Below are 20,873 nucleotides of genomic sequence, written 5' to 3'. Positions count from 1 at the left end.
TTTCGATATCCGGAACAAGGTCTACACCACGTGAGTGGACTAGACCTCTTGCGGGTCCCCGGGTCACACTGTTCCCGTGAGACATGTCATCGCCCTCGACGTGGGCGGCACCGGGATGAAGGCCGCCCTGGCGGGTCCGGGGGGCGAGGTGCTGCACCGGGCCCGCCGGGCCACCGGACGCGCCCACGGGCCGGAGGCCGTCGTCGAGGGCATCCTCGACTTCGCCGCCGAGCTGCACGCCTACGGCACCCAGCAGTTCGGCACGCCCGCGTCCGCCGCCGGCGTGGCCGTCCCGGGCATCGTCGACGAGGCGGACGGCGTCGCCGTCTACGCGGCCAACCTCGGCTGGCGGGACGTCCCCCTGCGCGAGCTGCTGGCGCAGCGGCTGGGCGTCCCGGTCGCCCTCGGGCACGACGTGCGCACCGGCGGCCTCGCCGAGGGCCGGGTCGGCGCGGGCCGGGGCGCGGACCGGTTCCTGTTCGTGGCGCTGGGCACCGGCATCGCGGGCGCCATCGGCGTCGACGGCCGGGTCGAGGCGGGCGCGCACGGCTTCGCCGGCGAGATCGGCCACATCGTCGTACGCCCCGGCGGGGCCCCGTGCCCGTGCGGGCAGTTCGGCTGCCTGGAGCGCTTCGCCTCGGCTGCGGCCGTGACCGAGGCGTGGGCCATGGCCTCGGGCGACCCGGACGCGGACGCGGCGGACTGCGCGAAGGCGGTGGACTCCGGCGACCCGAAGGCCCGGACGGTCTGGCAACAGGCGATCGACGCTCTGGCCGACGGCCTGGTCACGGCCCTGACGTTGCTGGATCCCCGCGTCCTGATCATCGGCGGCGGCCTGGCGGAGGCGGGGGAAACCCTCTTCGCGCCGCTGAGGAAAGCGATCCGCAGCCGCATCACCTTCCAGAAGCAGCCGACGATCGTCCCCGCGGCACTGGGCGACGGCGCCGGTTGCCTGGGGGCGGGCCTGCTGGCCTGGGATCTTCTGGCATCGACCGACCGCATGGAGGTAACGCCCTGATGGCAGCCGACTCAGGGGCGCGGGGAACTGCGCGACCAGCCCCGCCCCACCCGCACCCCGCAACGTCAGGCCCCCCCACGGTCCTCACGGGCGCAACCGTGGTCCTCCCCACGGAAACGGTCAAGAACGGCCGAGTAGCCGTCGACGGCACCCGCATCACCGCAGCGACCCCGCACAACGCCCACGTCATCGACGCAACCGGCCACTACGTCATCCCCGGCTTCGTCGACCTGCACAACCACGGCGGCGGCGGAGCCTCCTTCACCTCCGGCACGGTCGACGACATCCTCAAGGGCATCCACACCCATCGCCTGCACGGCACGACCACCCTGGTCGCCTCCACGGTCACCGGCGACATGGACTCCCTCACCCACCGCGCGGGCCTGCTCAGCGAACTCGCCGAGCAGGGCGAGATCGCCGGCGTCCACTTCGAGGGCCCGTTCATCTCCCCCTGCCGCAAGGGCGCCCACTCCGAGGCCCTCCTGCGCGACCCCCACCCCGCGGAGGTCCGCAAGCTGATCGACGCGGCCCGGGGCCGGGCGAAGATGATCACGCTGGCCACGGAACTGCCCGGCGGCCTCGACTCCGTACGCCTCCTCGCCGACCAGGGCGTGATCGCGGCGATCGGCCACACGGACGCCACGTACGAGCAGACGGTGGAGGCCATCGACGCGGGCGCCACCGTCGCCACCCACCTCTTCAACGCGATGCCGCCGCTCGGCCACCGCTCCCCCGGCCCGATCACCGCACTGCTGGAGGACGACCGGATCACGGTCGAGCTGATCAACGACGGCACGCACCTGCACCCCGCCGCGCTGCAACTGGCGTTCCACCACGCGGGCGCGGACCGGGTCGCGTTCATCACGGACGCGATGGACGCGGCCGGTTTCGGCGACGGACGCTACTGGCTGGGCCCGCTGGAGGTGGAGGTCGCGGACGGCGTGGCCCGTCTGGTGGAGGACGGCACGATCGCCGGCTCGACCCTCACCCTGGACCGCGCCTTCAAGCGGGCGGTCACCGTCGACGGCCTCTCCGTCGAGGACGCGGTGACGGCCCTGTCCGCCACCCCGGCCCGCCTCCTCGGCATGGCCGACACGATCGGCTCACTGGAGCCCGGAAAGTACGCCGACCTGCTGATCCTGGACTCCGCGTACGAGGTGAAGGGCGTGATGCGCCGGGGCGAATGGGTGGTCGGTCCCCAACTGGGCTGATCCGTCCCGCAGTCGGGAGACGGTGGCCGACTCCAGGACTGGGCCGACCGCCGTCTCTTTGGCATGATCGGGCTACCTGCACGTTCATGTCGGCACGCACATCGGGGGAGGTCGGCCCGGTGATCCTCACGGTCACGCTGAACACCGCTCTCGACATCACCTACCGCGTACGGTCCCTCCGGCCGCACGCCTCCCATCGCGTCTCCGAGGTGACGGAACGCCCCGGCGGCAAGGGCGTCAACGTGGCCCGGGTGCTGGCGGCGCTCGGGCACGAGGTGACGGTGACGGGATTCACGGGCGGGGCGACGGGCCGGGTCGTGCAGGAGAGGCTCACGGCGGTGCCGGGCGTGGTGGACGCGCTGGTGCCGATCACCGGGACGACCCGGCGCACCATCGCCGTGGTCGACGAGCGCACCGGCGACACCACCCAGCTGAACGAACCGGGTCCGACGGTCCTGCCCGCCGAGTGGTCGGCCTTCCAGGAGGCCTACGAGGACCTGCTCCCCTCCGCCTCCGCGGTGGCCCTGTGCGGCAGCCTGCCGCCGGGTGTCCCGGTGGGCGCGTACGCGGGCCTGATACGCACGGCCCGCTCTTTCTCGGTCCCGGTCCTGCTGGACACCAGCGGCGAGCCCCTGCGCCGGGGTGTGGCGGCCCGCCCGGACATCATCAAGCCGAACGCCGGCGAACTGGCGGAACTGACCGGCTCCCACGAGCCGCTGCGCGCCACCCAGGACGCCCGCCGCCGCGGCGCGGGCGCGGTGGTCGCGTCCCTGGGCCCCGCAGGCCTCCTGGCGGTCACGCGGGAAGGCCGCTGGCAGGCCGCCCCACCGGCCTCGTTCCGGGGCAACCCCACGGGCGCAGGCGACTCAGCGGTCGCGGGCCTGCTCTCCGCCCTGGTGGAACACCACCCCTGGCCCACCCGCCTCACCCGGGCAACGGCCCTCGCAGCGGCGACGGTGAACGCACCGACGGCCGGGGAGTTCGACCGTGGGCTGTACGAGGAGTTGCTGACGAGGGTGACGGTTTCGGGAGAGGTCAGCGCGGCCTAGGCCGCGTCAGTCCTTGACCTGGCCCGCCTTCAGCCACAGCTGGTCCAGGAGGACGTTGCACTTGTCGCCGTCCTGGCAGGACAGCGAGATGGTGTTGGTGCCCTTGTTGAGGGTCGGATAGGCGTAGGTCTTCGTCCAGCCCTTGGCGAAGTCGCCGTCCTTGGTGTGGGTGAAGTTACCCATGTTCAGCTTGGTGCCGAACGGCTTGCCGTTGACGGTGAGCGTCATCTCCTGGTCCTCGTCCACCGTGCTGTAGCGGGCGAAGACGGTGTACGCGCCGTCCTTGGGGACACCGTTGACGGTCCAGGTGACCGACGAGCCGACCTGGTTGAGGTTCCCGACGTAGATGCCGCCGTCGGACTGCGCGCCCTTGACGTCCTGGGCGAGGGTCGCGGCACCGCCGAGACGCAGCGCCTTGGCGTCGATCGTGGGCAGCTCCGCCGTGCTCTCCCCGTCCTTGCTCGCCGAAGGGCTCGGCTTGGACTCCTCGGACTGGGTCGGGCTCGTGCCCACCTCGTCGGACGCCTTGTCCTTGTCCTTGTCGCCGCCGAGCATGGCCACGCCGATGCCGATGACGACCGCGGCGACCACCGCGATCGCGCCGATCAGCAGGCCCTTGGTGTTCGGGCCGCGGCCACCCCGGCCGCCACCGCCGGCCGGCATCTGCTGCTGTGCGGTCTGCGCACCGCCGGGCAACGTCTCCGGCGCGGCATAGTGCGCGTTCGGCTGGCTGTACGCACCCTGCTGCTGCGGGACCTGACCGTACGGCGCCGTCTGCGCGTTCTGCGGCTGCTGGCCGTACTGGCGGGTGCCGACCGCTCTGACCCGGTTGACCGAGTTCGGGTAGCCGTAACCCCCGGACGGCGGCTGGGCTCCGTTGGCCTGCCCGTCGGCGTAGAGATAGCCGAACGGGTCGTCGTCCTCGGGCGTGCTCGCGCCGTTGTTGCCGGGCGTCATCCCTTGGTCTCCTCAGTCAGGTGCGGTGCATGCGGTACACGGGTGAGTTAGCGAGCCTACCCGCTCCCGGAGACCCGAATGGGTGACTCAGACCGCATCAACTCGCTGACCTGGGCCTCACCCGGCGCGTCTGTGTTGTTTGGGACGAGATCGTTTCTCGACGTACATCCGCTCGTCAGCGGATTTCAACACTTCGTCCGCCGTCATTCCACAATGTGCCCATCCGATGCCGAAGCTGGCACCGACCCGCACGGCCCGCCCCTCGGCACGGATCGGCTGGATGATCTCGTTGCGCAGCCGGACCGCGAGGTCCTGCGCGTCGGCCCGGCCGAGCCCGTCGGCCAGGATGACGAATTCGTCACCTCCGAGCCGGGCGACCGTGTCCCCGTCGCGCACGCCGTTGCTGAGCCGCCGGGCGACCTCGATGAGAACCGCGTCACCCGCGTTGTGCCCGAACCGGTCGTTGATCGACTTGAAGCCGTCGAGGTCGCAGAAGAGCACGGCGAGGCCCTTGGTGCCGTCGTCGTGGGCCCCGTCCGGCGCGACGGTGTGCACGTGGTGGTCGTAGGCGTCGAGCGGCTCGGCGCCCTGCCGGAAGTCGAAGCCGGGCCCGGCCACGTCGAAGGCCGGGTGACCGTAGGCCGCGTCGACGGACTCGACGGCGGTGCGCGGGGACGACGCGCGTTGACAGAGCCGCGCGGACAGCCGGGAGCGCAGCTCCGCGGAGTTCGGCAGACCGGTGAGCGAGTCGTGCGAGGCACGGTGGGCGAGCTGGAGCTCGCGGCGTTTGCGTTCCTCGATGTCCTCGACGTGGGTGAGGAGGAAGCGCGGGCCGTCGGCGGCGTCGGCCACCACGCTGTTGCGCAGGCTCACCCACACGTACGTGCCGTCCCGGCGGCCGAGGCGCAGCTCCGCGCGTCCGCCCTCCGCCGAGGTGCGCAGCAGGGTGCCTATGTCCTCGGGGTGGACCAGGTCGGAGAACGAGTAGCGGCGCATCGCGGAGGCGGGACGGCCCAGCAGCCGGCACAGCGCGTCGTTGGTGCGCAGGATCCGGCCGTGCTGGTCGCCGCCCATCTCGGCGATGGCCATGCCGGAGGGCGCGTACTCGAACGCCTGCCGGAAGCTTTCCTCGCTCGCCCGCAGGGCCTGCTGCTCGCGCTCCAGGCGGACGAGCGCGCGCTGCATGTTGGCGCGCAGCCGGGCGTTGCTGATGGCGATGGCGGCCTGGAAGGCGTACATCTGGAGCGCCTCGCGGCCCCACGCCCCGGGCCGGCGGCCGTTGCGCGGCCGGTCCACGGAGAGCACGCCGATCAGCTCGCCGCAGGCCGCGTTGCCCTGCGGGCCGGGCGCGTACATGGGGGCGAAGAGGCGGTCGGCCGGGTGCCACTCGTCCTCGAAGCGGGGGGCGGGGCCGTCGGTGTACCACTGCGGTACGTCGTCGTCGTCGAGGACCCAGCCCTCGGTGTGCGGTATGAACACCAGGTCGCCCCAGTGCTCGCCCATGCCGAGGCGGCGCTCCCAGGACTCGCGCGAGCCGACGCGGCCGGTGATGAGGGCCTCCGCGGCGGGGTTCCCGGCGAAGGCGGCGACGACGAGGTCGCCGTCCGGCCGTACGAGGTTCACGCACGCCAGCTCGTACCCGAGGGCGGCGACGACGCCCTCCGCGACGGTCTGCAGTGTGTCCGCCAGGCTGCGGGCCGTGTTCATGTCGGCCATGACCTGGTGCAGTTGTCGCAGGGACGCAAGACGGACGTAGGGCTCCGACTCGGTCTCCATGCTCGCCCTCCCCCCGAGTACTCGCAGCGATTCAAGGGTCTCGTCGGCGTATCGCCCTGGCAGCTTCCCCGCCACTGAATCACAGCGCGCTGCTCACTCGGTACACAGGGTCAACAATTCCTGCCCCTTGTGACTCAAGTCACAGGCAAACCTGAACAATTGAGTGGAGTTTCTGCGTTCTTCACGTGCGGCTACCGAACGCAAAGTTTGTCGGATTGCGCACATGTATTTCCCCGGTGCCCTTGCTCCGCCAGTCGCCCCTTCCGGTTCCCCCGCCGAGACCACGTATGTCCGCCGGTGGTCCTAAGACCGTGATCGGGCGGGAGTCCGATGCGGGCCCCGCGGGACGGAGATTAGCGTTCCGGGTGTGCCGAACACTCCCGCTGCCACGTCTCCGATCATTCCGTCGCCCGCCTCCGGGCATGCTGAGGGGGTGAGCAACGACGAGTTCCGCGCCGCCATGGCCCGGCTGGCCTCGGGCGTGGTCCTGATGACCGCGCAGGAGCCGCCGCTCGACCCGGACGACCCCACGGCGCCGGGCGGCGAGGACGTGGGCATGACGGCCACGGCCTTCATGTCGGTGTCCCTGGACCCGCCCCTGGTGCTGGTGAGCCTGCGCGAGGGCTCCCGCATGGACGAGCTGCTTCAGGAGCAGGACCTGTGGGCGGTCTCGGTCCTGTCCGGGAGCCAGCGGCACATCGCGGGCCGCTTCGCGATGAAGGGCCGCGTCAGCGACCGGCTGCTGTTCGCCGACATCCCGTACACGCGTGGCGAGTACACCGACGCCCCGCTGGTCGGCGGCGCCCTGGCCGTCCTGGAGTGCCGTACCGAGCAGCGCGTGCCCGCCGGTGACCACACGCTGGTGATCGGCCGGGTCCTGACCGCCCGGGTGCCGAGCGCGGAGGGCGGCCCCCTGACGTATTTCCGCGGCCGGTACCGGCAGTTGAGCTGAGCGGCCCCGGCGGAACGCGCGGCGTGAACCATTGGCCCCGGAGGGTCGAACGCGCCGCGGAGATCAGTGGCTCGGGACCGAACGCGCCGCGGAAGCCAGTGGCCCGGGGTCGAAGGCGCCGGACAAACCAGCGGCCCGGGACCGAACGCGCCGCAGAAACCAATAGCCGGGGACCAAGCGCGCCACGGAAACCATTGGCCTGAGGCCGAGCCGCCCGCCTAGGGTGCGTGCATGTCGACACCCGGCCCGCGCCTCGAAGAGATCACACCCGCGAATCTCGACGCCGCCCTCGGCATCGGCGTCCGCCCCGACCAGGAACACCTGGTCGCCCCGGTCGTGAAGTCGCTCGCCGAGGCGTACGTCCATCCCCGCACGGCCTGGCCCCGCCTGATCGTCGACGGCGACCGCCCGGTCGGCTTCCTGATGGCCTGCCTCGACATCGACTGGTACGAGGACGGCAGCGCGTTCCGCTCGGGCCTGTGGCGGCTGAACATCGCGGCCGGGGAGCAGGGGCGGGGGTACGGCCGTTTCGCCGTCGAGTCGGTCGCCGCGGAACTGCGCCGACGCGGCACGAAGCGGCTCTACGTCACCTGGCACCCGGGACCGAACGGCCCCGAGGGCTTCTATGCGGGGCTCGGCTTCCGCCCGAACGGCGAGACCAGCGGTGACGAGACCGTGGGCGTCCTGGACCTGTCCTGAGAGGCCCGTCAGCCCCAGTTCCGCGCGGAGCGCCCCTGCTTGGTCTCCGAGCGCTGCTTCTTCTCCCGCAGCCGGCGCTCGTTGATGCCCCGGGGGATCCGGGTCGGCTTGCGCGGCTTGGGCGGGGGCGCGGTGGCCTCGGCCAGGAGCGCGGCGAGGCGCACGGCGGCGGCCTCCCGGTTGCGCCACTGGGAGCGGTGCTCGGAGGAGCGCACGGTGACGACCCCGTCGACCAGCCGCCCGGCCAGCCGCTCCAGGGCCCGCTGCTTCCACACCGCGGGCAGTGCCTCGGTCTTCGCCAGGTCGAAGCTCAGCTCGACCTTCGAGTCGCTGGTGTTGACGTGCTGCCCGCCCGGCCCCGACGACCGCGAGAAACGCCACATGAGCTCGGCCTCGGGCAGGGAGACGGAGCCGCGGATGACGTGGTGACCGGACATGCCGTCCATGTTCCCGCTTCTGTCCCGTCCACGTCATCCCAATAATCACGGGTAAAGAAAGTAAAGGAGCTGGAACCCTGTGTACCCCTCTCCGCGTTCATGGGGGTAGCTGTAGCTTCGATGCCGCAGCTTCTCCGCCGCATGTAAACGAGGGAAGGGACTCCCAACAATGGCTGTAAGCCTGTCCAAGGGTGGCAACGTCTCGCTCACCAAGGAGGCTCCGGGCCTGACCGCCGTCACCGTGGGCCTCGGCTGGGACGTCCGCACCACCACCGGCACGGACTTCGACCTCGACGCCTCGGCGATCGCGGTCAACCCGCAGGGCAAGGTCTACTCGGACGCCCATTTCGTCTTCTTCAACAACAAGCAGACGCCGGACAACTCCATCGTGCACACCGGCGACAACCGCACGGGCGAGGGCGCCGGCGACGACGAGGCGATCAACGTCAACCTCGCCGCCCTCCCGGCCGACATCGACAAGATCGTCTTCCCGGTCTCGATCTACGACGCCGAGACCCGCAGCCAGAACTTCGGCCAGGTCCGCAACGCCTACATCCGCATCGTCAACCAGGCCGGCGGTGCCGAGATCGCCCGCTACGACCTGTCGGAGGACGCGGCGACGGAGACGGCCATGGTCTTCGGCGAGCTCTACCGCAACGGCGCCGAGTGGAAGTTCCGCGCGGTCGGCCAGGGCTACGCCTCGGGCCTGGTCGGCATCGCCCAGGACTTCGGCGTGAACGTCTGACGGACGCCTCAGCGTTGCGCAGGGAAGCCCCCGGGGCCGGTCGTCCGGCCCCGGGGGCTTCGCCCGAGGGACGCGGGGCTGTGCCGATCGGCGGCTCCGCCGCGGGGCGCGACCAGCCACAACCGGCCCCGCACCGCACAGAGCACCCGAGCCACCACGGCGCGTCGAAACCCTCCCCACCCGGGATACGTTCCCCACGTGATCCTCGACCCGCTGCCCACGGCCCCCCTGAGCGGCCCCCTCCTCGCGGAGCTGACCGCCCTCTACACCTCCAACCACGAGTTCCACACCCTGACCGGCGATTTCCCCGACCCGGAGGACATCCGCCCCGAGCAGGTCGCGGCCGCCCTGGCAGAAGAGCGGGAACATCCCGGCACCGAGGTCCTGCTCGCCCGCAGCTTCGGCCGGCTCATCGGCATCGCCGTCACCCTCGACCACCACCCCGACCCCGCCGACCCGGACCCCTGGATCGGCCTGCTCATGGTGGACGCGCGCCTGCACGGCCAGGGCCACGGCCGCCGCCTGGCCGCACTCGTCGAGGACCGCTTCCGCACGGCGGGCCGCAGCGCCGTTCGCCTGGCCGTCCTGGCGAACAACCCGAAGGCCCTGGCCTTCTGGACCGCCCTCGGCCACCAGGTCGTCGACCACCGGGAGGATCTGCGGCACGGGCGCCCCTGCGCGGTCCTGCGCAAGGACCTGTCCACACGGTGAGGCCTCAGGCCCGCTCCGGCTTCCCGTCCCCGTACAGCCACTCGTCCCAGACCGGCCGGAGATCGTCCCCGGGCGCCTGCCTCTCGACGAACGCCGTGAAGTCGGCCGTGTCGGCGTTGCCGTACCGGTATGTCGCCGCCCACCCCCTGAGGATCGAGAAGAACCGCTCGTCCCCGACGGCCTGCCGCAGCTTCTGCAGCACCATCGCCCCCCGCCAGTACACCGGCGGGTCGGTGATCTGCGCCGCGCTCGGCGGATCGGCCGGGGGGAACTCCCAGATCTCCTCCGCCGCCTCCTCGGTGTCGAAGTGCTCACCCGAGTACACCGCGTCGAACGTCTCCTGCGCGGTCCGTCCGCCGTGGTCCTCCTCCCACAGCCACTCCGCGTACGTCGCGAATCCCTCGTTGAGCCACATGTCCCGCCAGCTCTCGGGTGTGACGGAGTCGCCGTACCACTGGTGGGCGAGTTCGTGGACGAGGAGCGGGAGGTCGGGAGCCCCGGGGAACACCGGGCGGCTCTGGGTCTCCAGGGCGTAGCCGACGGAGGGCGCGCTGTCGACGACGGCGCCGGTGGTGGCGAAGGGGTAAGGACCGAACCGCCGCTCCGCCCAGCGCAGCACCTCGGGAAGCCGCCCGAGCACGGGCCGGCTCGCGGCCGCCTCCGCCGGGTCGACGGCCGTGTACACGGGCAGGTCCCCGGCCCGGGAGCGGCTGATGTCGAAGCGGCCGATCGCGAGGGTGGCGAGGTAGCTCGCCATCGGCTCGCCGGTGTGCCACACGAACGTCGTCCGCCCCCGCGCGGTCGTCTCGCTCCGCAACTCCCCGTTGGAGACGGCCCGCACCCCCTTCGGCACGGTCACCGTGAGGTCGTACGCCGCCTTGTCGGAGGGGTGGTGGTTGCCGGGGAACCACGCCGTCGACCCCGTCGGCTCGCCCAGCGCGAGCGCCCCGTCCGCGGTGAGCAGCCAGCCCTCCCGGGAGCCGTCCGGGTCGGTGACGGTCTCGGGCGTCCCGGAGTAGCGGACGGTCACGCGGAACGTCTCGTCCCGCTCGATGTCGTCGTGCGGCCGGACGGTGAGCTCCTGCCCCGCGCGGTTCCAGCGGGCGATCCGGGGGCCGACGGTGACCTTCTCGACCTCCATGCCGAGCAGGTCGAGATTGAAGGCGGAGAGGTCCTGGGTCGCGCGGGCGGTGAGGACGGCCGTGCCGGTGAGGCGGCGGGCGGCGGGGTCGTAGCCGAGGCGCAGGCCGTAGTGACCGACGTCGTAGCCGCCGTTGCCGGCCTTCGGGAAGTACGGGTCGCGGACGCCGGAGCCGCCCGGGGTGCCGTGCACCCCGCCGCCGCACGCCGTGAGGACGAGGGCCGAGGCGAGCAGGGTGGCCGCGCGGAGGAGGTTGGCTGCGCGGAGGAGGGTGGGGGTGGGGGCGGGAAGCGTGGGGACAAGTCGTGCAGAACGGGCCACGACCGCGATCCTACGATCACGTGACACCATCACCTCCGTGCTCGACATCGGCTACGCCCTCTCCAACCGCTTCCCCGACCCGCCGCAGACCGACTACCGCCGCGCGGACGTCCGGGCGCTGCGGCACGACCTGTTCTGCGGGGACGTCTATCTGGCGGACACCAAGACCGACCACGAGGTGTCCACAGCCTGGGGATGGGTGCCGGTGCTCGACTTCGCGTGGGCGCTGTGCGACATCGTGGAGCGGATCGACCGGGACCCGGCGGGCTCCAGGGCGTCCCGGCCGCAGCGGGCCGAGCTGGACTTCACCGAGTCGACGGACCGGATGCTGTTCGAGCGCCGCTTCGGCTGGGTGGACATCGAGGCCGACTGGATGCGCGCGGAGGAGCCTCCGCTCACCGTCTCCCACAGCGAACTGCGCCGCGAGGCGCGGGACTTCCTGCACGACCTGATCGCCGACCTCACCGACCTGCACGACGACCTCGCGGAGAACCCGGCGATCTGGACCCTCCAGGCCCGCTTCCCGCGCCTGCCGTAAGCGCCGCGCGGCGGCGTCTTCCTAGGCCCCCGACCTGCCTCCGCCCTCCGCGGGCGCCGCCCGGAGATCGGCTTCGGTAGCCGCCGCGACCACGTTCCACTCCCGCCCGCCCGGCGTCAGCCCTCGACGCGGATGCCCCACTGCGCAGCCAGCGCCGGTGCCAGATCCAGCAGCTGCGCGGTGCTGATCACCGCCCCCGACAGCCGGTCCAGACCCCGGCCGATCTCCAGGGACGCGGCACCGCGCAGGTCGACGTCCGTGAGGGTCGCCGCGTGCAGGTCGGCGCCCTTCAGCGCGCAGTCCACGAACTCCACGCGCTCCAGGCCGGCGCCGCCGAAGTCCGGCTCGACCAGGACGCAGCCCTCGAAGACGACGTCCCTGAGCCGGGCCGTGCGCAGGTTCAGATAGTCGATCTTGCCGCCGCGGATCAGCACCCGCTCCAGCACCGCCCCGTGCAATTGCGGCCCGCCGAGCCGGGCGTCGATCAGCTCCACATCGCGCAGGGTCGCCTCGGCGAGGTCGGTGCCCACGCCCCGGACGCCGGTGAGGGACGAGTCCAGCACGCGGGCGTGCCGCAGCCGGGTCTCGTCCAGCGCGCAGCCCGTCAGGGCGCAGTCCATGAACCGGGCGCCCGATCCGTCCTGCCCGCGGAGATCGGCCTCGCGGAACTCCAGCCCGTCGTAGTCCCCGTCCGGCTCCAGCTCCCCGCCCCCGTACGGCTCCAGCACCGGCAGCCGCACCTCCGGTCGCCGCGCGCCCTTCACACCCGTACCGCCCGCCGCTCTCCTCGCCATCCCCCCATGCTGCACCCCGCCACTGACAACGCCCCCGAACTGCGCGAACACCGGCGATGTCACATTCCGGCGCCCTCGATCGGTCGTACGGGGGAAAGGCATCCCGGTCCGGAAGGCGACCGGCTCCGGTTCCGACTCCGACTCCGAGGGAGATCCCGATCCATGCACCGCATCACCGTCATCGGCGGCGGCTTCGCCGGACTGACCGCGGCCATCACCGCTGCCGAGGCAGGCGCCAAGGTCACCCTCCACGAGGCCCACCGCACCCTCGGCGGCCGGGCGCGCACCGCCGAGGGGCCGTACCGCACCAACGAGGGCCCGCACGCCCTCTACAACGGCGGCCCGCACTGGGCCTGGCTCAAGCAGCGCGACCTCATCGGCCCGCTCGCGCCCCTCCCACCCCTGGAGGCGGCCCGGCTCCGGCTGCGGCACCAGGGCGTGCTGCGCCGCACCCCGCCGTTCGCCATGCTGAAGCTGCTGCGCCGGGCGGGCCGGCAGGCGCCCGTGGACGCCGACTTCCTCACCTGGGCGACGGACATCGCGGGCGAGGAGGGGGCCCGGGCCGCCGCCCACTACTCGGCGGTCGCCCTGTTCCACCACGACCCCGGTTCGCTGTCGGCCGCGTTCGTGCAGGAGCGGCTGCGCCGCGCCACCAAGCTGCCGCCCGAGGCGCACTATCCGCGCGGCGGCTGGGCGAGCCTCATCGACCGGATGGCCGCGCGCGCCTGGAACCTGGGCGTCCGGATGGAGACCCTGTCCCGTGTCGGCACGCTCCCCACCGACACACCCGTCGTCGTCGCCACGTCCCTCGACGCCGCCCGCCGTCTGCTCGGCGACGACTCCCTGACCTGGCCGAGCGGCCGTACCGCCCTCGTCGACCTGGCCGTGCGCACCCGGCGCGGGGACGCCTTCGCGGTCTCCGACCTGGACGCGCCCGGCTGGCTGGAGCGGTTCACCGCCCAGGACCGCAGCCTGGCCCCGGCCGGCGAGCAGCTGATCCAGGGACAGATCCCCCTCGCTCCGCACGAGTCGAAGGCCGACGGCACCGCCCGCGCCGAGCAACTGCTCGACCTCGGCTTCCCGGGCTGGCGCGAACGGCTCACCTGGCGGCGCGCGTCGGTGGCGAACGGCCGTACGGGCGCGGTCGACCTGCCGGGCACCAGCTGGCGCGACCGGCCGGCCGTGGACCGGGGCGACGGGGTCTACCTCGCGGGAGACCAGGTCGCGGCCCCCGGCGTGCTGTCGGAGGTGTCCTTCAACAGCGCCCTGACGGCCGTCTCCCTGGCCCTCGGCCGGCACGAGCTTGACCTCAAGCAAGCTTGAGGTTGGAGGCTGGTCGCAGCGAACGCCCCACCGGAGAGCGAACGTCCGCCAAGGGGCGAACGTCTCCATGAGAGAGCGCACGTCCACCAGAGGAGTTGTCATGCACGCCATCCGCCTGCACGCCTTCGGACCGGCCGAGAACCTCACCTACGAGCCGGTCGAGGACCCCCGCCCGGGGCCCGGCCAGGTGCGGATCGCCGTACGCGCGGCGGGCGTCCACCTCCTGGACGCCGCCCTGCGTGAAGGCATGCCGGGCGGCCCGGCCAACGAGCCGGCGGCCCTGCCCACCGTCCCCGGCCGCGAGGTCGCCGGGGTGGTCGAGTCCCTGGGCGAGGGCGTCGCCGACCTGTGGCTCGGCAAGCGGGTCGTCGCCCACCTCGGATTCGTCCCCGGAGGTTACGCCGAACTGGCCGTGACCGAGGTCGAGCGCCTGCACGAGATCCCCGGCAACCTGGACTTCGCCGAAGCCGTCGCCATGATCGGCACGGGCCGTACGGCGATGGGGATCCTGCAGTTCGCCGAGCTCGGCCCGGACTCCGTGGTCGTCGTCCCGGCCGCCGCCGGAGGCATCGGCACGCTCCTCGTGCAGTACGCCAAGAACGCCGGCGCGACCGTCGTGGGCCTCGCGGGCGGGCCGGAGAAGACCGCCCGGGTGCAGGCGGCGGGTGCCGATCTCGCCGTCGACTACAAGGACCCCGCCTGGCCCGCGAAGGTCCGCGCGCACCTCGGCGGCCGGACCGCGACCGTCGTCTTCGACGGCGTCGGCGGGGACATCGCCCGCGAGGCGGTCACCCTCCTCGGCCCGGGCGGCAAGCACATCGTCTTCGGCTGGTCCGGCGAGGGCATCCGGGACGGCGGCCCCTACCTCGTCGACGGCGTCTCCGAGCAGGTCCTCGGCCCGGTGATGCTGGGGAAGGCCGGCGGCACCGACCCCGTCCGCACCCTCGAACTGCGCGCCCTCACCGAAGCCGCGGCGGGCCGCCTCACCCCGGTGGTACAGCGCTTCCCGCTCCGCGAGGCGGCGGCGGCTCACCGGGCGCTGGAGAGCCGGGGGACGATCGGAAAGGTGGTCCTGGAGCCGTGACGCGGCGCCCCGGCGGCGGCGAGGGTCCCACGGATGCAGGCGCTCCCCGCCGGCGGGGAGCGACGACCTGGCGCCCCCACGACGGCGAACCGTGACCCGACACCCCCGCCGACGGCGACGGCGACGCGTCGACCCGAGACCCCCGCCGACGGCGAACCGTGACCCGGCCCCTGGCTCTCCCCTCGCAAGGTTCCGGTGAGGATTCCGCGGATGCAGGCCGCCCCGATCCATGGTCTTCTGGCGGGATGAGTGTCACCCGGACAGGCGACGAGGGCCCCTCCGTGGACACCGACCCGCGCCGCTGGTGGGGCCTGGTCGTCATCGCCCTGGCACAGCTGATGGTCGTCCTCGACGCGACCATCGTGAACATCGCTCTGCCTTCCGCGCAGCGAGACCTCGGCATGTCCGACGGCAACCGGCAATGGGTGATCACCGCGTACACCCTCGCCTTCGGCGGACTGCTCCTGCTGGGCGGCCGGATCGCCGACCTGGTGGGCCGCAAGCGCACCTTCGTCATCGGGCTGGCCGGCTTCGCCGCCGCCTCCGCGCTCGGCGGCGCCGCCACCGACGCGGGCATGCTCTTCGGCGCGCGGGCCCTCCAGGGCGCCTTCGCCGCGGTCCTGGCACCCTCCGCGCTGTCCCTGCTGACCACGACGTTCACCGACCCGAAGGAACGCGGCAGGGCCTTCGGTATCTACGGTGCCCTGGCCGGCAGCGGCGCCGCGATCGGCTTCATCGTCGGCGGGCTCCTCACCGAGTACCTGAACTGGCGCTGGTGCCTCTACGTCAACGTGCCCATCGCCCTCGTAGCCGTCCTCGGCGCGCTCGCTCTGCTGCACGACCGCCCCGGGCACGCCGGCGCCCGGCTCGACGTCCCCGGTGCCCTGCTCGGCTGCGGCGGCCTCGTCGCGATCGTCTACGGCTTCAGCGAGGCCGAGTCCCGCGGCTGGACCGACCCGATGGTGCTGTCGCTGTTCGCCGCCGGGATCCTGCTGCTCGTCGTGTTCGTCTGGTGGCAGTCCCGGGCACCCATGCCGCTGCTGCCGCTGCACATCATCCGGGACCGCAACCGGGCCGGCTGTTTCCTGACCATGGCACTGGCCGTGATCGGCATGTTCGGCCTGTTCCTGTTCATGACGTACTACCTCCAGGCCGTGCTCGTGTACTCCCCCGTCAAGACCGGCCTGGCGTTCCTGCCCCTGACGGCCGCGATCATCATCGGCTCCACCCAGATCTCCGCCCGGCTGCTCCAGCGGGTACCCCCTCGCATGCTGATGGTCCCCGGCATGGTCCTGGCGGCGGGCGGCATGGTGCTGCTGACCCGGATGACGACCCACTCGTCGTACGCCTCCGAGATCCTGCCCGCGCTGCTGCTGCTCGGCCTCGGGATGGGCCTGACGTTCATGCCGGTCTTCGCCACCGCGACGGCAGGGGTCGCCCCGCACGACTCGGGCGTGACCTCGGCGACCGTCAACACCTCGCAGCAGGTCGGCGGCTCCATCGGCACGGCCCTGCTCAACACCATCGCGACCACCAGCACCGCCACGTACGTCACGGCCCGCCTCACCGACCCGTCCGACCGCACCCGGGTGATGCGCGAGGGCGTCGTCCACGGCTACACCGTCGCCATCTGGTGGGCGGCCGGCATCATGCTGCTGGCCGGGCTGATCGCGGGCCTGATGGTCACGGCGAAGGCCCCCGGACACGGCACACCGGCCCACGCGCCCGTACCGGAACAGGTGACCTGAGGAGCCGGGAACGCCCCGCGGAATTCGCATGCCCCACCCGGCGCGCCGCACTACCGTGCCGGGAGTGATCGACATTCCCCGGGAACTGGCGGCGTCACAGGAGAAGTTCAACGGCGAGGCGGGCCGCGCGTTCATCGCCGGACTGCCCGGGCAGACGGCCCGCTTCCTCGACCGCTGGGACCTCAGCACCGACGGACCGCCCATGCACGGCGTCTCCGCCCTGGTCCTGCCGGTCGTCCGCGGCAACGGCGCCCCGGCGGTCCTCAAGCTCCAGATCCTCGACGAGGAGAGCGAGGGCGAACCGGTGGCGCTGCACGCCTGGGACGGCGACGGGGCCGTCCGCCTCCTCGACCACCACGAACCCACCGGCACCATGCTGCTGGAGCGCCTCGACGAGACCTGCATGCTGTCCCACGTGCCGGACGCCCACGAGGCCGTGGCCACCATCGCCGAGCTCCTGGCCCACCTCACGGCCTTCCCGGCCCCGCCCGGCATGCGCCGCCTCGGCGACATCGCCCGGGACATGCTCGACCGGACCCCCTGGGCCCTGGCCCGCATCCCCGACCCGGAGGCCCGCCGCCTGGTCTCCGACTGCGCGGCCGCCGTACGCGAGGTGGTGGACGAGCCGGGCGACCGCCTCCTGCACTGGGACCTCCACGACGAGAACGTCCTCGCCTCCGACCGCGCCCCCTGGCTCGCGATCGACCCCAAGCCGCTCGCCGGCGACCCCGGCTTCGAACTGTGGCCCGCCCTCGACAACCGCTACGACCCCGAGGACGTCCGCTGGCGCTTCGACGCCATGACCGACATCCTCGCCCTGGACCGCCCCCGAGCCCACGCCTGGACCCTCGCCCGCCTCCTCCAGAACACCCTGTGGGACATCGAGGACGACCGCCCCGTCGACGACGCCCAGCTGGAGATCGCCCGCCGCCTGAGAACGGCCGGAACCCGAGCGCCCCGGCGTGGACGATGAGGGGCGCGCCGTCGGCTCCGGGTCGCTCGCCGGGTATGGCGTCCGCATGACAGACGTTTCCACCGTGGTCCCTCTGGTCACCGGGCTGGGCGGAGCCGTGATCGGAGCCGCAGCCGCCGTCTGGGTACCGATGCGTCAGCGACGCCATCAGTCCCGGGACGAGGAGCGGGCCTTCCAAGAGCGCCTCGTCCACGAGGAGATCAGCAGGCTCACCCGACTGCGGACCACGGGGCGGGCCTGGTTCGACGTCCTGCTCCGTGCTCACCAGAGCCTCGGAGCGGGCCAGGACGTCGACGTGAACCGCTTCGACGACGAGCTCACGAAGACCAGCCAGGGAGCGGCTTCCGCGGGCTACCAGCCACCGAGGCCGGCGACGGACCCCTCCCGTGAAGTGGAGGATCTCTCCGCGCAGATCTTCGACCAGCTGCAGGACCTCTCCTGGGAGATCCGATCCCGCATCATCCGCGGCCCCGGCCCCGGAGAAACCACCCCTGACCTCTCCAGACAGATCGACCGCATCAAGGACCTCCGGGCAGCACTCAACGTGCGACTCCTCGAACGCATCGAGCAGCTTTCACAGCAACTGCCGCGCTGAAGCCCGCCCACACGAATGGGACGGCAACTGCCTAGTGCCTGCCGCGGCACCAGGTACGCGCAGTAGATCCACGGACACCCCGTCCTCCAGACCGCGCGGCTTGGTGGTCCCTCGGCAGCCGGCGCCGTGGACGGCGGGTGCGGGTTGGTGGTTCGGCTCATCGGGTGACGGGTTCCTCCCTATGCTGAACTTCTTGTTCCATTGATGCGTGGGGGTGTTGTCGTGTTGGTCGAAGGACTGATCACGGTGGCGGCGGCTGGTGGCGGGGCAATCGTGCAGGCGGCGGGGACGGACGCGTGGGCCGCTATCCGCAGCGGTGTCGCGCGGATCCTGGGCCGCGGCGAGGCAGGGCAGGAGCAGGCAGAGCTGGAGCGGCTCGATCAAACCCGGGCCGAACTGGAGTCGGCCGGTGACGGAGCCGGGTCGGACAGGGTTCAGACCGTTCTGACGACCCGCTGGCAGACCCGTCTGGAGATGCTCTTCGAGCAACTCCCCGAGGAGGAGCGGCAGCAGGTGGCCGCCGAGCTGCAGGCTCTGGTCCAGCAGGCGCACGCCCAGGCACCGGCGCAGAGCACACACAACGACTTCAGCAACGCGACGTTCACCGACAGTCAGGTTCTGGGCAGCGGCACGCAGAACAACACGATCAACCGGTAGCGGTACGGGCTGCAAGCATGGGGGCAAAGAAGACGTCCGGTAAGCGCAAAAGCGGCGGGAAGAAGGACAAGCGTCCGGAGCAGGGACGACGAACCGGCAGCAGTTTCGCGGGGGCGTCGTTCGAGCGCAGCCAGGTGCTCGGGAGCGGGACACAGACCACGAAGATCAATGTGCAGGCGTACGCGGCGGTGCCGACGGCACTGAACTCTCTGCCGGGGTTGCCGCAGGAGTTCACCGGTCGCGACGACGAGATCGCCAAGATCCTGTCCATCCTCGATCCCGGGATCGGTTCGGGTGCGGCGGTCGGGTCGGTCGCGGGGCTGCCGGGCGTGGGCAAGACCACCCTCGCCCATGCCGTGGGCCATGCCGCGCTCGACAAGGGCTGGTTCACCGCGGTGCAGATGGTGAACCTCCGCGGCTACGACCCGAACCCGGTCCCGCCGGAGGACGCCCTGGAGGCGCTGCTGCGGGCCCTCGGCGTCGCGGCTGAACACATTCCGCCCACACTGGACGAGCGGGAGGGGCTGTACCGGTCCCAACTCGACGTTCTGGCACGGGAGGAACAGCGGGTCTTGATCCTGGCGGACAACGCCTCGACATCGAACCAGGTCCGACCGCTGCTGCCGGCCCGTCACCACGCCGTGCTGGTGACTTCCCGGCACGCCCTGCCCGGACTCGGCGCCCGCCTGTTCAACCTCCACCCTCTCCAGCCGGACGCCGCCGTCGACCTCCTGCACCAGCGGCTGGAGGTGGCCGACCCCGACGACCGGCGGGTGGAGGACGAGCCCGCGGCCGCGGAGGAACTCGCCGCGCTCTGCGGCTACCTGCCCCTGGCGCTGCAGATCGCCGCCGCGCTCCTCGCCGACGACCCCGACCAGCCGCTGTCCGAGCGGGTGCGGATGCTCACCGACGCCGGCACGCGCCTCGGCGGCCTCGACGACGGCGAACGCAACTTGCGCGCCGTCTTCGACGAATGCCTGACGCGCCTCTCCCACCAGGAGGCCGACCTCTACCGCCTGCTGGGTCTCCACCCCGGCCCGGACATCTCCACCCCCGCCGTCGCAGCCCTCACCGACCAGCCCGCCGACAAGATCACCCCAGTCCTGCGACAGCTCGTCCGGGCACGCCTGCTCACCCAGAACAGCCAGCCACGCGACCGCTGGTCCATGCACGACCTCCTGCGCGTCCACGCCCAGGAACAGGCCCGCACCACCATGGATCGCGGCCGTATTCCCCGCCGGCGCTTCGAACAAGCCCGCACCCGGCTCACCGAGCACTACGTCCGCCATGCCAGAGCAGCCGACACCCACTTCCGGCCGCCCGGCGAGGCCGTGTCGACGCTGTTCGCCGGGCGGGAGCAGGCGCTGGTGTGGTTCGACGCCGAGCGCGAGAACCTCCTCGCCACCACCCACACCTATGCGCGTACCCAGACGGCCCTGGACCTGGGATTCGCCCTCGGCCGCTACCTGGAGTGGCGACGGCGGCTCCAGGACGCGGTGACCGTCAGAGCGCATGCACTCGAAGCCTGCCAGGCACTCGATGACGCTGTGAATCTGCCCGGCGCCTGGAACAACCTCGGCGGCGCACTGCAGGAGCTCCGACGCTCCACCGAAGCACTCGACGCCTACCGAACGGCACTCGACCTGCACCAGCAGACCGGCAACACCCACGGCCAAGCCAGCGCCTGGAACAACCTCGGCGGCGCACTCAAAGAACTCCGGCGTTACACCGAGGCACACGACGCCCACCGCACCGCACTCGACCTGCACCAGCAGACCGGCAACACCCACGGCCAAGCCAGCGCCTGGAACAACCTCGGCACCGCACTCCAGGAACTCCGGCGCCACACCGAGGCACACGACGCCCACCGCACCGCACTCGACCTGTTCCAGCAGACCGGCAACACCAGCGGCCAAGCAAGCGCCTGGAACAACCTCGGCACCGTACTCAAAGAGCTCCGACGCTACCCCGAAGCACTCGAGGCCTACCGCACCGCACTCGACCTGCACCAGCAGACCGGCGACACCCACGGCCAAGCGGTCACCCGGAACAACCTCGGCACCGTACTCAAAGAGCTCCGACGCTACCCCGAAGCACTCGAGGCCTACCGCACCGCACTCGACCTGCACCAGCAGACCGGCGAC

The 20,873-nt window shown here is 72.0% G+C and carries 20 protein-coding genes; 15 read left to right on the top strand and 5 right to left on the bottom strand.

Features of this window, described 5'->3' with window-relative positions; translation table 11 throughout:
• Nucleotides 1-76: 76 nt before the first annotated feature.
• From AB0937_RS10415 to AB0937_RS10405, 3 genes are all read left to right on the top strand, one after another.
• A complete protein-coding gene (locus tag AB0937_RS10415) occupies nt 77-1,018 on the top strand; it encodes an ROK family protein (RefSeq protein WP_366710836.1) in 942 nt (313 codons plus the stop codon).
• Nucleotides 1,018-2,229, top strand: a complete 1,212-nt coding sequence (nagA, locus tag AB0937_RS10410) for an N-acetylglucosamine-6-phosphate deacetylase (protein ID WP_366710835.1) — start codon at nt 1,018-1,020, stop codon at nt 2,227-2,229. The genes AB0937_RS10415 and nagA overlap by 1 nt, the downstream gene beginning before the upstream one ends.
• A 119-nt stretch (nt 2,230-2,348) precedes the next feature.
• Nucleotides 2,349-3,278 carry a 1-phosphofructokinase family hexose kinase gene (locus AB0937_RS10405; RefSeq protein ID WP_366711096.1) on the top strand — a complete coding sequence of 310 codons (930 nt, stop codon included), beginning with the start codon at nt 2,349-2,351 and terminating at the stop codon, nt 3,276-3,278.
• Between the two features lie 6 nt (nt 3,279-3,284).
• Here the strand turns inward: AB0937_RS10405 and AB0937_RS10400 are convergent, their stop codons facing one another.
• Nucleotides 3,285-4,235, bottom strand: coding sequence for a carbohydrate-binding protein (locus tag AB0937_RS10400; RefSeq protein ID WP_366710834.1), 951 nt, complete (start codon nt 4,233-4,235; stop codon nt 3,285-3,287).
• A gap of 117 nt (nt 4,236-4,352) precedes the next feature.
• Entirely contained in the window at nt 4,353-6,011 is a 1,659-nt protein-coding gene (gene cdgB, locus AB0937_RS10395) for a diguanylate cyclase CdgB (RefSeq protein ID WP_366710833.1), read from the bottom strand.
• Nucleotides 6,012-6,378: 367 nt separating this feature from the next.
• Here cdgB and AB0937_RS10390 point away from each other — a divergent pair, with 367 nt between their 5' ends.
• Both AB0937_RS10390 and AB0937_RS10385 read left to right on the top strand, forming a co-directional pair.
• Nucleotides 6,379-6,963, top strand: a complete 585-nt coding sequence (locus AB0937_RS10390) for a flavin reductase family protein (protein WP_366710832.1) — start codon at nt 6,379-6,381, stop codon at nt 6,961-6,963.
• A 231-nt stretch (nt 6,964-7,194) separates the two neighbouring features.
• Nucleotides 7,195-7,662, top strand: a complete 468-nt coding sequence (locus tag AB0937_RS10385; RefSeq protein ID WP_366710831.1) for a GNAT family N-acetyltransferase — start codon at nt 7,195-7,197, stop codon at nt 7,660-7,662.
• An 8-nt stretch (nt 7,663-7,670) separates the two neighbouring features.
• Here AB0937_RS10385 and arfB read toward each other — a convergent pair whose 3' ends face one another.
• Nucleotides 7,671-8,108, bottom strand: a complete 438-nt coding sequence (arfB, locus tag AB0937_RS10380; protein WP_344466315.1) for an alternative ribosome rescue aminoacyl-tRNA hydrolase ArfB — start codon at nt 8,106-8,108, stop codon at nt 7,671-7,673.
• 160 nt (nt 8,109-8,268) lie between these two features.
• Between arfB and AB0937_RS10375 the strand changes: the two genes are divergently transcribed.
• Both AB0937_RS10375 and AB0937_RS10370 read left to right on the top strand, forming a co-directional pair.
• On the top strand, nt 8,269-8,844 hold the full coding sequence (locus tag AB0937_RS10375) for a TerD family protein (RefSeq protein ID WP_366710830.1): 576 nt from the start codon (nt 8,269-8,271) through the stop codon (nt 8,842-8,844).
• Between the two features lie 198 nt (nt 8,845-9,042).
• Nucleotides 9,043-9,555, top strand: a complete 513-nt coding sequence (locus tag AB0937_RS10370) for a GNAT family N-acetyltransferase (RefSeq protein ID WP_366710829.1) — start codon at nt 9,043-9,045, stop codon at nt 9,553-9,555.
• A gap of 4 nt (nt 9,556-9,559) precedes the next feature.
• Here the strand turns inward: AB0937_RS10370 and AB0937_RS10365 are convergent, their stop codons facing one another.
• The gene (locus tag AB0937_RS10365) at nt 9,560-11,047 is read right to left on the bottom strand and encodes a M1 family metallopeptidase (RefSeq protein WP_366711095.1); all 1,488 of its coding nucleotides are present in this window, start codon (nt 11,045-11,047) and stop codon (nt 9,560-9,562) included.
• Nucleotides 11,048-11,054: 7 nt separating this feature from the next.
• Between AB0937_RS10365 and AB0937_RS10360 the strand changes: the two genes are divergently transcribed.
• Entirely contained in the window at nt 11,055-11,555 is a 501-nt protein-coding gene (locus tag AB0937_RS10360; RefSeq protein WP_114257476.1) for a hypothetical protein, read from the top strand.
• A gap of 116 nt (nt 11,556-11,671) precedes the next feature.
• Here AB0937_RS10360 and AB0937_RS10355 read toward each other — a convergent pair whose 3' ends face one another.
• Complete coding sequence (locus tag AB0937_RS10355) at nt 11,672-12,349, bottom strand: pentapeptide repeat-containing protein (protein ID WP_366710828.1); 678 nt, start codon at nt 12,347-12,349, stop codon at nt 11,672-11,674.
• Between the two features lie 162 nt (nt 12,350-12,511).
• Here AB0937_RS10355 and AB0937_RS10350 point away from each other — a divergent pair, with 162 nt between their 5' ends.
• The 7 genes from AB0937_RS10350 to AB0937_RS10320 form a co-directional block, all read left to right on the top strand.
• Complete coding sequence (locus AB0937_RS10350; protein ID WP_366710826.1) at nt 12,512-13,672, top strand: FAD-dependent oxidoreductase; 1,161 nt, start codon at nt 12,512-12,514, stop codon at nt 13,670-13,672.
• Nucleotides 13,673-13,772: 100 nt separating this feature from the next.
• Nucleotides 13,773-14,756 carry a zinc-binding dehydrogenase gene (locus AB0937_RS10345; protein WP_366710824.1) on the top strand — a complete coding sequence of 328 codons (984 nt, stop codon included), beginning with the start codon at nt 13,773-13,775 and terminating at the stop codon, nt 14,754-14,756.
• A gap of 245 nt (nt 14,757-15,001) precedes the next feature.
• Nucleotides 15,002-16,504 carry an MFS transporter gene (locus tag AB0937_RS10340; RefSeq protein WP_366710823.1) on the top strand — a complete coding sequence of 501 codons (1,503 nt, stop codon included), beginning with the start codon at nt 15,002-15,004 and terminating at the stop codon, nt 16,502-16,504.
• 64 nt (nt 16,505-16,568) lie between these two features.
• Nucleotides 16,569-17,477: an aminoglycoside phosphotransferase family protein gene (locus AB0937_RS10335; protein WP_366710822.1), complete on the top strand. Its 909-nt coding sequence runs from the start codon at nt 16,569-16,571 to the stop codon at nt 17,475-17,477.
• Nucleotides 17,478-17,523: 46 nt separating this feature from the next.
• A complete protein-coding gene (locus AB0937_RS10330; protein WP_366710820.1) occupies nt 17,524-18,072 on the top strand; it encodes a hypothetical protein in 549 nt (182 codons plus the stop codon).
• A gap of 222 nt (nt 18,073-18,294) precedes the next feature.
• A complete protein-coding gene (locus AB0937_RS10325) occupies nt 18,295-18,729 on the top strand; it encodes a hypothetical protein (protein ID WP_366710818.1) in 435 nt (144 codons plus the stop codon).
• A 17-nt stretch (nt 18,730-18,746) separates the two neighbouring features.
• The coding region (locus tag AB0937_RS10320) for a tetratricopeptide repeat protein (RefSeq protein WP_366710817.1) at nt 18,747-20,873 on the top strand (2,127 nt) is incomplete at its 3' end.

The organism is Streptomyces sp. NPDC047880, from assembly GCF_040706515.1.
GTDB lineage: Bacteria > Actinomycetota > Actinomycetes > Streptomycetales > Streptomycetaceae > Streptomyces.
This window is presented reverse-complemented; position numbering and strand designations above follow the sequence as displayed.